The following is a 10,132-nucleotide window of genomic DNA, read 5'->3' as shown; positions in this document are numbered from 1 at the left end:
AGGGTTATGCGATCCCTGTGGGAGCCGGCTTGCCGGCGATAGAGGCTGACCTGCCATGTACTAGGGCAGCTGCAACCCCCCGGCCGCCTTGTGCAACGCCCTCAGGTGCTCGCCCACCTGCTTGATATTGGCCTCCACCGCCTTGATTTCCCGGCCCCGCTCGGGCCCCAGCAGCGCCCTCACCTGCTGGTCGAGGTCGGTGCTCAGGCGCAGCAGCTGTGCCTGGCGCTCGCTGCTCACCTGTTCCAGTTGCTTGCGCTCTTCCGGCTGCGGCAGGCCGTAGCCCCCTGCCCCGAGCAGCTCCGCCGGGCGGCTGAGGAAGCCGCTGTTGGCCAGCATCGCCTGCAAGGTCTCGTTGGCCTTGTCGAAACTGCCGTCCTTGAGTGCCCGCCCGTTCAGGTAGCGTTGCTTGACCTCATCCTGGGCCAGCAGCAGCTGGCGCCGCAGCCCGGCCTGTTCGAGCAGCAGCAAGGCCGCGCTGGTGCGCAGGTCGGCGCGGTCGAACCACTGGCGGCGCTGCTCGGCGTCCAGCGCCAACCAGTCTTCCACCGTCGTCTGTTTGATTGGCAGCTGCTTGCGCAACACCTCGAACATCGCCTGGTAGCGGTCGCGGTAAGAGTCGAAGCGATAGCCCAGGCGCAGGGCTTCGCGTGGATCGTCGAGCACGCTGGTATTGGCCAGCCCCCTGCCCTTCATGACCTCGAGCAGGCCGTTGGGCATGATGCTGTCCAGGTCATTCAGGCGTGGATTGCCGGTGCCGCTGCGCAGCAGCTTGAGCGACTCCACCGCGCAGTTGTTGGACAGGAAGTAGTAGTTGCCGTCGTAGCTCCAGTGCATCTCGGCGGCCTGGCGCACAAGGTTCTCGATCTCGGCGCGACTGAGCTTGAGCGGCACCGAGGCCAGGCTGCGCAGCTCGGTCTTGGTGTACTCGTCGATCACCTGCCCCAACGGCAGCACGAACAGCCGCGACGGGTAGGCGCCGACCAGGCCGTCCCAGCTGGACAGCTGCACATCATTGACGAAGGCGCGGTACGACAGCACCAGGCTCTGGTCGAGGTCCAGGCGACAGGCCGGCCCGCGTGGGCGGCCCGGGGCGCAGATCACCAGGCGCAGCATGCTGTGGCCCCAGCGGCTGACCCAGTTCTGGTTGGCTTCTGCCAGCAGGTAGTCGACCTCGTAGACCCGCTCCGGGTCGATCTCGCCCAAGGGTTGGCGGGCAAAGTCGTTGCCGGCGTTGAGGAACGGCAGGCCCTTGGCGCAGACATCTTGTTGCGGCGCCCAGGCAAAGTGGTCGCGCAGGTACTGGTTCAGTGCCGGCCGGCGGCAGCCGTAGCTGGGATCGAGGAGGAAGTACTCCATGTTGACCGCGACGAATTCCTTCGGGCTGCTCAGCTCGTAGGGGTCCGGGCTGCGCACCAGCTGGCCGTTGTGCTGCTCGCGCTCGCCGCGCCGGCCGACGTACTGCGGCCAGCCGGCCAGGTCCAGCAGGCGCGGGTCGTCGCTCAAGGTGAAGCGGCGTTCGGCCTGGCCGCGACAGTCCTGCGGCAGGCCGACTTTGCCAAGCGCGCCCTGCTGGCGCTTGCAGCGGCTGATCAGCTGGCGCTCAGCCTCCGGCCACAGGCGGGCGCGGTCATAGATATGGGTCAGCTCGTGGAGCACGGTGGCCAGCAGTTCTTCGCGGACGGTGCCATGGGGGCGGTTGGTCTTCTCGCGGGCGGCGCTGCCATCCACGAGGCCCGGTAGCAGGCGTCGGTTTAGATCCAGGCTGGCGACCGGCGAGGCCTGGCCATAGGCATCCTCGGGCATGCGTGTGGTCCAGCTGACCAGGATCTGCCGGTCGAGTTGCTGCTTGAAGCGCGGTGGCAGCTTGGCCATGGCTTCGTCGAGCAGCACCTGGCTGGCCTGCCGTTGCGAAGGGTCGAGGCCGTCGGTCTGCAGCACCAGCTGCAGATCGGCCAGGGCGGGCGTGCCAAGCAGCGTCAGGGCGCAGCCCAGCAGCCAGGCACGCATGCGCTTCACAGGGCGAGGATGGCTTCGGCCAGCACCTGGTCGCTGGCGTCGCGGGCTTCGGGCACACGGGCGCGCAAGGTGTCGAAGGCGGCTTCGAGCTGCGCGCCGCGGATGTCGCCATTGCTGGCGACGAAGCTGGCGGCGTCGTCGTGGGCTTCACGCACCACTTTCGAGTCGCGAATCGAGGTGGTGGTGTCGGAGGTGAAGTCGATCGACCGGCCAAAGGCGCGGACGATGATGTTGCTGGTGGCCACCAGGGTGTGTGCCTGGGCCAGGTCGGCGAGCAGCAGTATGCCGAGGGTGGCGGCGATCAGCGGTTTACGCATGGAGCATCTCCGGAAATACAAGGGAGCGGGTGTAGTTATTGGACGAGAATCGCCTCGGCCAGTTCACGGTCGCCGACAGAGTGCCGGGCGCTGCCGTGGCGCAGGGCGTCGAACGCCGCCTCCAGGCGGGCGCCACGGATCAGGCCGTCGCTGGCGACGAACGCGGCTGCATCGTCACGGGCCGCGACGATCCGTTTGCGGTCGAAGGGGGCGGCAGTCACTTGGCTGGTGACGTAACCCGTGATGACCAGGCTCTGGGTGGTGGCATCCATCGCCTGGGCGCTGTTCATGCAGGCCAGGGCGACAAAGGAAAGCAGTAGGTAACGCATGGGCTTTGAAGTGGCGATTGTCTCGGGCTGCGAAGGCTACCCCGGATGCACGGCTCGGGGCCAGTGAATCCGGGGCAAGGGCAAGGTCAGATGGCGAGGATGGCGCGCGCCAGCTGTGCATCGCTGGCTTGCAGGGCCGGCAACTGCTGGCGGATGTGCACGAATGCGCTTTCCAGCTTGGCGCCGCGGATGGCGCCATCGCTGCCGACGAAGCTGGCGGCATCGTCACGGGCGGCCTTGACGATCTTGTCGTCGCGGAACGAGGAGGAGATATCGGACGTGGCATCGGTCGAGGCGGCTACGGCGCCGACGACGGCATCGGTGGTGACGACGAAGCTGGTGGCGTGGGCGGCACCGGTGAGGGACAGCAGCAAGGCGGCGCCAATCAGGTGATAACGGGACATGTTGGTGGACTCCTGCACAGGGTCAAGGGTGGTTCTGGTTATCGGACGCTCGCTTGGCTCGTCACGGTACTTTATATGCCAGGCGCGTAAGACAAGCGTAACACGCGGCGGTTCTGACGCCTGGGCGCGAAAAACAGATCAAATCGTAACTGTATCTATAGAATTTTAGTTTTATAAAACTGTTACGCTTGCGTGCGCAAGTGCTCTACTGCGCGGCTTAAAACAAAAAACCCGCCGCAGTTGCCTGCGGCGGGTTCTTCAGAATTCACGGTGCCGGCCTGGGCCGGCGGCCGGCGCTTAGCGCCAGAAAGGCTTGCTCAGCTCTTCGTAGCGCTGCGACTCGCTGATACCGGCGTCGGCCAGCAGGCGGGAGTCCAGGCGCGCCAGTTGGCGGCGGCTGGCCATGCGGCGCTGCCACAGTACCAGGGTGGACAGGACGCGCAGCGGCAGGGCGGCGTTGGAAGCTTGGGCGTTTTCGAAAACCAGGTCGGAACTGAGGGTACGTTCCATGATGTGTCATCCTTCCGCTTGTGGCGGCATTAGGGAGTGATTTAACTGGTGCCCATCTTCCTCCTCTCTCGTCCAGAACAGTAGGTACAGTTCAGGTGTATTGTGATGGGCCAGTTAACTGTTGAAAGCGACTGTTGCACCGGTTATTGAGGGAACTGTACTGGTGCGCACTTTTTTGGTGCGGTTTTGTGGTGTTGGCAGGGAAATGGTCGGCAGGAAGTGAGGTATATAGCAGTACAGTAGTACAGTTTTAGATGGATGCTGACTTCAAAGTGTTCAGCGATACAGTTGCGGCGCTTGTGAAATCGAGCGCCGCCCGCGCGGCGATGGCGCGCGCAGCGGCTCCGGGGGCTCAGACCGACAATGCTGCCCGCCGTGCACGCTCAGCCTTGCCCAGCAGCCGCTTCATCCGCCATTCGAAGCCGAACGTCAGCGCCACCGCTGCGCAGGCCAGACCCAGGGCCAGCCCCCACCAGATACCCTGTGCACCGCCACCGAAGGTGAAGGCGAACAGCCAGGCACTTGGCGCACCCACAAGCCAGTAGCACACCAGGCCGATCAGGAAGGTGGTCTTGGCGTCCTTCAGGCCGCGGATCGAGCCCATGGCAATGGTCTGCACGCCATCGAACAGTTCGAACCACGCCGCCACCATCACCAATTGCACGGCCAGCATGAAGATCGCGGCGAAGGCCGGGTCGTTGCGGTCGATGAACAGCCCGACCAGGGCATCCGGCAGCAACCAGAACAGTGCCGCGAAGGCGAACATCAGCGATGCGCCAAAACCAATGCCCACGCGCCCGGCGCTACGGGCCGCCAGCAAGTTGCCGGCGCCGTAATAAAGGCCGACGCGCATGGTCACCGCATACGAAAGGCCCGTCGGCACCATGAACGCGGTGGAGACGATCTGCAGGGCGATCTGGTGCGCCGCCAGCTCCGTGCTGCCGAGCACGCCCATGCACAGGGCGGCAAAGGCGAACAGACCAACTTCGACCATATAGGTGCCGCCAATCGGCAGGCCCAGCCGCCACAGCTCGCGCAGTGCCGGCAGGGAAGGGCGCAGCAGGCCCTTGCGCAGCGGGTAGGCGGCATAGGCCTTGTGCCAGCGGATATACAGTGCGAGCGCGATGGCCATGAGCAGGGTCACCACCGCAGTGACCAGGCCGATACCCATCAGCCCCAGCTTGGGCAGGCCGAACATGCCCTCGATCAGGGCGTGGTTGAACAGGTAGTTGAACACCGTGCCCACCAGGCTGATGACCATCACCGGGGTCGAGTGGCCTAGGGCGCTGGTAAAACCGCGCAGGGCCATGAAAGTCATGTAGCCGGGGAGGGCAAGCGGCAGCAGGGTCAGCAACTGCATCGCCGAGTCGACGTTCTCCGGCTTCTGGCCGAACAACAGCAGCACCGGCTTGAGGTTCCACATCACCAGTGCCGAGACCAGCGCCAGGCCCCAGGCCAGCCACAGGCCACTCTGCGCCAGGCGGGTGACGCCCTCGATGTCGTTGGCGCCCTTGCGGATGGCCACCAGCGTGCCCACCGCGGCAATCACGCCCAGGCAGAAGATCGACACGAACGAGTAGCTCGCCGCGCCCAGGCCACCGCCGGCCAGGGCCTGCGGGCTGATGCGGGCCATCATCAGGGTGTCGGTGAGCACCATCAGCATGTGCGCCAACTGCGAGGCGATCAGCGGCCCGGCCAGGCGCAGCAAAGCCTTGAGTTCGGTGGTGGGCGCGACGTGCATGGGGGCGGTCCTTCTTGATGATTCTGGAAGCGAGCCGTCGATTCTGAGGCTTCGGTCAGCTTTGCACAAAAGGATAAATGCGATCGGTGTCATGAGTCTGACTCATGCCTGTATGATCATTGGCACCGATCCAGCTCCCGTATGATAGGTGCGCCATGATTCGCCAACTGCCTCCGCTTTATGCGTTGCGCGCATTTGAAGCCGCTGCTCGGCTGAGCTCGTTCACCCGCGCCGGGGAAGAGCTGGCGATTACCCAGAGCGCGGTCAGCCGGCATATCCGCACCCTGGAGGAGCATTTCGCCTGTCGCCTGTTCGTGCGCAATGGCCGCAGCTTGCAGCTGACCGAAGCCGCGCGCATGCTGCTGCCTGGTGTGCGTGATGGTTTTGCTTCCCTGGAGCGGGCTTGCGAAACCTTGCGCGGCGAAGATGACATCCTGCGCATGAAGGCCCCTTCAACCCTGACCATGCGCTGGCTGCTGGCGCGCCTGAGTCGCTTCCGCCATCTGCAGCCCGGCAACGAGGTGCAACTCACCAGTGCCTGGATGGATGTCGACCATGTCGACTTCAACCAGGAGCCGTTCGACTGTGCAGTGCTGCTCAGCGATGGCAGCTTCCCGGCGGACTGGGAAGTGCGCCGGTTGTTCTCCGAGTTGCTGATTCCGGTAGGTGCGCCGGACCTGCTCGATGATGCGCCTTGGGACGAGCGGCGCCTGGCCGGTATCGAGCTGCTGCATCCCACGCCGGACAAGCGCGACTGGCGGGCTTGGCTGGCGCGCATGGGCCTGACCGACAAGATCTCGCTCAAGGGTGGGCAGGTGTTCGACACCTTGGAGCTGGGCATGATCGCCGCCGCGCGGGGCTACGGAATCTCCATGGGCGACCTGCTGATGGTGGCCGAGGATGTGGCGCAGCGGCGGTTGAGCCTGCCCTGGCCGACTGCGGTAGCCAGCGGCATGGACTACTACCTGGTGTGGCCACGGACCCGGCCGGGCGGGGAGCGGTTGCGCCGGCTCAGTGTGTTTTTGCAGGAGGAGGCGGCGGCGATGGATTTGCCGGCTGTGCAAATCCTGTCGGCACAGGGCTGACAACCCTGTGAGGCCACGGCAAGAAAACGTTTGCGAATATCCCGGTCCCGCACTCAAGTATTTCCTACAGACGCCGATCAACTTGCACCAGCGTCCCGGAAGAGGACGCGATTCCCCGTCGATATGCAGCGGGCGGTCAGCGTGATCAGGACGATCCCGGCCTCTTGCCAGGAGCCTTGCCATGTCTCAACCGCGTGCCCGAATCGCCTCGCAGCTCGGGATTGCCCTCGCCATCGTGCTGGCGCTGGTGATCACCGGTAGCACCCTGTTCGCCCTGCGTTCGCTGGACGACGCCAACCTCACCACGCGCCAAGCACACCTGGCCAGCGAGGCGCGGCTGCTGGCCGATCAGCTCGATACCTTCCACGGTTCGCTAAAGGACAATACCCAGCGCCTGAGCGGCCTGTTCGAGCGGCGGTTCGCCAGCGGACTGGCGCTGCACGCGGGGGAAACGGTCAACGTCGCAGGTGCCGCGACGCCTGCGCTGTACCTGGGTGACCACCTGTTGAACAACGATTTCCACCAGGTCGACGAGTTCCAGCAGATGACGGCCGGTGTTGCGACCCTGTTCGTGCGCAGCGGTGACGACTTCGTGCGCATCAGCACCAGCCTGACCAAGCAGGACGGCAGCCGCGCCATCGGCACCCAGCTCGACCGCCAGCACCCGGCCTATCCGAAACTGATAGCCGGGCAGACCTACGTCGGCCGCGCCGTGCTGTTCGAGCGCAACTACATGACCCGCTATGTGCCGGTGCGCGATAGCGGTGGCCGGGTGATCGCAGTGCTGTTCGTCGGCTTCGACTACACCGACGCGCAGAACGCCCAGTTCGCCAACCTCAAGCGCTTCCGCATCGGCCAGACCGGTTCGCTGGCGTTGCTGGACGAGCAGGGCAAGTGGCTGGTGCCGCCGGCCGAGGTGCGCGACGGCGAGGCGGCGGCCCAGGCGGTCAAGGCGATCAAACCGGGGGCAGGGCAGTTCTGGGCCGGTGCCGGCGAGCCTTTGTTCAGCGTCACCGAGCCGTTCGCCGAGGGGCCGTGGACCGTGGTGGCAAGCATGCCCGAGGGCGAGATCCGCGAAGTGACCTGGAGCGTCGGCCTGCGCCTGGCCATCGGCAGCGTACTGGCGATGCTGCTGGCCGTGGCCGCGACTCTCTGGCTGCTGCGCCGCAAACTGCGCCCGCTGGGCGACCTGGTGCGCCAGGCCGAAGCCCTCGGCGCTGGCGACCTGAATGCCCGCCTGAGCGTCACCAGCCATGACGAGATCGGCCAGCTTGCCCGCAGCTTCAACCAGATGGGCGATGCCCTGGCGACCATGGTCGAGCATATCCGTGCCGCCTCCGACCAGGTCAGTGGCCGTGCCCGCTCGTTGTCGGGCCTGTCGTCCGGCGCCTGCGAGGGCATGGACCAGCAGTCCGGCGAGATCACCAGCATGGCCGGTGCGGTGGAGGAGTTCAGTGCCACCTCGATGAACATTGCCGACAACATGGCCGGGACCGAGCGCATGGCCCGCGATAACGCGCAGCAGACCCGTATCGGTCGCAGCGCCATGGACGAAGCCTCGGTTTCCCTGCGGCAGATCGCCGAGGCACTGGGCGGTACTGCCAGTGTGATGGACACCTTGGGCGCTCGCTCGCAGGAGATCGGCGGCATTGTCGGCGTGATCACCTCGATTGCCGAGCAGACCAACCTGCTGGCGCTCAATGCCGCCATCGAAGCGGCCCGGGCTGGCGAGCAGGGTCGTGGTTTCGCCGTGGTCGCCGACGAGGTCCGCGGCCTGGCCGCGCGCACCCGCCAGGCCACCGACGAGATCTCGGGCATGATCGCCAGCATCCAGCAGCAGACCGGCCATGCCATCAGCACGCTGGAGCAGGGCAACCAGCTGATGCAGGAAGGCCTGGCGCGCAACGACAAGGTGGCCGAAGCCCTGGCGCGCATCGATGAGCAGAGCCGGGTGGCGGGCGAGCAGTTCGCCGTGATCAGCACCGCGACCCAGGAGCAGAGCAGCACCGCGACGGTGCTCAGCCGCAACCTGCAGAGCATCGCCCAGGCCAACAGCGAACAGCGCGATGTGGCCAATGAACTGGCCATGACGGCCCGCGAGCTGGAAGGACTGGCGGGGCAGTTGCGCCAGGAAGTGGATCGGTTCCGAGTGGGCCGCTAAAACTTTCGCGGGGCAAGCCCGCTCCCACCGACCCTGTGGGAGCGGGCTTGCCCGCGATGACGTTTACAGGGCCGACAGCCCCAACGCCTGCGCACACGCTTGCAATGAGCGGCGCTCGCTCTGGGCATACAACGCCAGTTCGTCCTGCACCATCAGCCCCAGCGCTGCCTCGAAGGCATCCCGATTGGCATTGCTGCCATAGTCGGCCTGGCCATCATCCCCCAGGTTGGACTGGAAGATCCCCGCCGCACTCACCGGCAGGAAGTCCTCGTACACCAGCGCCTCGTAATGCACATGCCCGGCGTCGATCAGCCCTTGCAAGGTAGTGGGGCCGCCGGGCTGCCCGCGTGCCGCCAGCCCCTTGTCGGTAGCGAAATAGCGGAAGTAGGCCAGCCCTTGTTCGCGCATCTGCCCCAGGTCGTCCGGAAACTCGGCGAAATGCTCGGCGAGCAGGGTCATGTAGCGTTCGGCATTGGCCTCGGCAGGCACGCCACCCAGGGCCGTGCGGGTCGCGTCCAGCAGGCGGTCGTACAGCTGGCGCCCTTTGGGCGTCAGCGCTGCGCCGCGTTGTTCGATCTCGCCGAAGCGCGCCGTGTGACTGCCCTGGGCATCGCTGAAAGCGACCTTTTCCTGCAGGGCCTTGAAGCTGGTCTGGCGTAGCAGGATCGGCTGGCGGCGGGTGGGTGGCCCTTCGACCACGGCCTTGGGTGGAATGCCCTTGGCCGGCATGCCGAGCTGGATGGCGTCGATGTCCAGGGTGCGCGGTGTCAGGTGGTTGATGTGGGGGCCTTTGAACGCCACCACGTCAGCGATCAGGCGGTGCTGGTCGTGCAGTTGCTGGTACTGGTCGGCGGTAACGGTGGCGTCCTGGTGCCAGCGGAAGGTGTGCAGCGCTTCCTGGACGAAGGCCTCGGCATCGCTCGCGTTCAGGCCACCATCGCGTTCGCATTGGGCGATCAGTTCCAGTACACGGGCAGTGAAGATCTGCCGCTTGTCGAGAATGCCCTGGGCCAGTGTGCGCAGTTGCGGGCTGTCGATCAGTTCCAGGCGCAGCAGCGAAGTGAACACGCGGAACGGGCTGACATGCAGCGACTGCTCGTGCACGGCACGAAACGCAGTGGAATGCACCGGTACGCCGGCCGAGCTCAGGTCGTAATAGCCGACCGGCGCCATGCCCATGACCGCGAACAGGCGGGCGATGGTGGCGAGCTCCTCGGCGGTGCCCACGCGGATGGCGCCATGGCGCTCCTGGTCGAGACGTTCGATCTCGCCGGTCCAGCGCAGGGCCTCGGCCACCTTGGGCTGCGCGGCCATGACCTGCCGATTGGTTTCGCTCACCAGTTCAAGCAGCGTGCCATACAGGGGGACTTCCTGCTTGTACATGAGCGACATGGCGGCAGAGAACTGCGCACGGATGCTGTCGGGGCTGACGAAATCGTGGGCGGGCATCGCAAGCTTCCTGGGTGAGTGGAGGACACTTACATGAAAGCTGGGAATGGAGATGCCATACAAGCGAAAAAAAGTGCGGGTTTCATTCCATTTTTGATCGATCTTGACGGCCCTATC

At 65.5% G+C, this 10,132-nt stretch carries 9 protein-coding genes and 1 pseudogene; 3 read left to right on the top strand and 7 right to left on the bottom strand.

Annotated features, from left to right (window positions below):
- Positions 1–60: 60 nt before the first annotated feature.
- The 6 genes from ACQ4OD_RS26000 to ACQ4OD_RS25975 all read right to left on the bottom strand — a co-directional run bounded on the left by ACQ4OD_RS26000 (position 61) and on the right by ACQ4OD_RS25975 (position 5,320).
- Positions 61–2,019, bottom strand: a complete 1,959-nt coding sequence (locus ACQ4OD_RS26000) for a DUF4105 domain-containing protein (RefSeq protein WP_139674576.1) — start codon at positions 2,017–2,019, stop codon at positions 61–63.
- Positions 2,016–2,336 (bottom strand): DUF2388 domain-containing protein, encoded by a 321-nt coding sequence (locus tag ACQ4OD_RS25995; protein ID WP_430945191.1) that lies wholly within the window; start codon positions 2,334–2,336, stop codon positions 2,016–2,018. The genes ACQ4OD_RS26000 and ACQ4OD_RS25995 overlap by 4 nt, the downstream gene beginning before the upstream one ends.
- Before the next feature lie 35 nt (positions 2,337–2,371).
- Positions 2,372–2,665 carry a DUF2388 domain-containing protein gene (locus ACQ4OD_RS25990; protein WP_139674573.1) on the bottom strand — a complete coding sequence of 98 codons (294 nt, stop codon included), beginning with the start codon at positions 2,663–2,665 and terminating at the stop codon, positions 2,372–2,374.
- Between the two features lie 86 nt (positions 2,666–2,751).
- On the bottom strand, positions 2,752–3,069 hold the full coding sequence (locus ACQ4OD_RS25985; protein ID WP_102683036.1) for a DUF2388 domain-containing protein: 318 nt from the start codon (positions 3,067–3,069) through the stop codon (positions 2,752–2,754).
- Between the two features lie 297 nt (positions 3,070–3,366).
- Complete coding sequence (locus tag ACQ4OD_RS25980; RefSeq protein ID WP_011531561.1) at positions 3,367–3,579, bottom strand: DUF1127 domain-containing protein; 213 nt, start codon at positions 3,577–3,579, stop codon at positions 3,367–3,369.
- Positions 3,580–3,931: 352 nt separating this feature from the next.
- Positions 3,932–5,320 (bottom strand): NorM family multidrug efflux MATE transporter, encoded by a 1,389-nt coding sequence (locus ACQ4OD_RS25975; protein ID WP_198754937.1) that lies wholly within the window; start codon positions 5,318–5,320, stop codon positions 3,932–3,934.
- A gap of 155 nt (positions 5,321–5,475) precedes the next feature.
- On the opposite strand from ACQ4OD_RS25975, the gene ACQ4OD_RS25970 reads away from it, so the two are divergent.
- The 3 genes and pseudogenes from ACQ4OD_RS25970 to ACQ4OD_RS25960 all read left to right on the top strand — a co-directional run bounded on the left by ACQ4OD_RS25970 (position 5,476) and on the right by ACQ4OD_RS25960 (position 8,566).
- Positions 5,476–6,405 (top strand): LysR substrate-binding domain-containing protein, encoded by a 930-nt coding sequence (locus ACQ4OD_RS25970; RefSeq protein WP_102683038.1) that lies wholly within the window; start codon positions 5,476–5,478, stop codon positions 6,403–6,405.
- A gap of 181 nt (positions 6,406–6,586) precedes the next feature.
- Positions 6,587–7,699 (top strand): annotated as a pseudogene (locus ACQ4OD_RS25965) (Cache 3/Cache 2 fusion domain-containing protein); the annotation flags it as partial.
- The gene (locus ACQ4OD_RS25960) at positions 7,697–8,566 is read left to right on the top strand and encodes a methyl-accepting chemotaxis protein (RefSeq protein WP_372241264.1); all 870 of its coding nucleotides are present in this window, start codon (positions 7,697–7,699) and stop codon (positions 8,564–8,566) included. The pseudogene ACQ4OD_RS25965 and the gene ACQ4OD_RS25960, both read left to right, overlap by 3 nt.
- Before the next feature lie 63 nt (positions 8,567–8,629).
- Here the strand turns inward: ACQ4OD_RS25960 and hglS are convergent, their stop codons facing one another.
- Entirely contained in the window at positions 8,630–10,015 is a 1,386-nt protein-coding gene (hglS, locus tag ACQ4OD_RS25955) for a 2-oxoadipate dioxygenase/decarboxylase HglS (RefSeq protein WP_430945190.1), read from the bottom strand.
- Positions 10,016–10,132 lie beyond the last annotated feature (117 nt).

The sequence above is a fragment of the Pseudomonas sp. WC1 genome, from assembly GCF_050586565.1.
In the GTDB taxonomy this organism is placed as follows: Bacteria; Pseudomonadota; Gammaproteobacteria; order Pseudomonadales; family Pseudomonadaceae; genus Aquipseudomonas.
This window is presented reverse-complemented; position numbering and strand designations above follow the sequence as displayed.

What these genes read in the sequence shown, in the direction of transcription:
- ACQ4OD_RS25995 (WP_430945191.1), bottom strand. Translation starts at nt 2,336, where the DNA reads ATGCGTAAACCGCTGATCGCCGCCACCCTCGGCATACTGCTGCTCGCC.
- ACQ4OD_RS25990 (WP_139674573.1), bottom strand. Translation starts at nt 2,665, where the DNA reads ATGCGTTACCTACTGCTTTCCTTTGTCGCCCTGGCCTGCATGAACAGC.
- ACQ4OD_RS25985 (WP_102683036.1), bottom strand. Translation starts at nt 3,069, where the DNA reads ATGTCCCGTTATCACCTGATTGGCGCCGCCTTGCTGCTGTCCCTCACC.
- ACQ4OD_RS25980 (WP_011531561.1), bottom strand. Translation starts at nt 3,579, where the DNA reads ATGGAACGTACCCTCAGTTCCGACCTGGTTTTCGAAAACGCCCAAGCT.
- ACQ4OD_RS25975 (WP_198754937.1), bottom strand. Translation starts at nt 5,320, where the DNA reads ATGCACGTCGCGCCCACCACCGAACTCAAGGCTTTGCTGCGCCTGGCC.
- ACQ4OD_RS25970 (WP_102683038.1), top strand. Translation starts at nt 5,476, where the DNA reads ATGATTCGCCAACTGCCTCCGCTTTATGCGTTGCGCGCATTTGAAGCC.
- ACQ4OD_RS25960 (WP_372241264.1), top strand. Translation starts at nt 7,697, where the DNA reads ATGGGCGATGCCCTGGCGACCATGGTCGAGCATATCCGTGCCGCCTCC.
- hglS (WP_430945190.1), bottom strand. Translation starts at nt 10,015, where the DNA reads ATGCCCGCCCACGATTTCGTCAGCCCCGACAGCATCCGTGCGCAGTTC.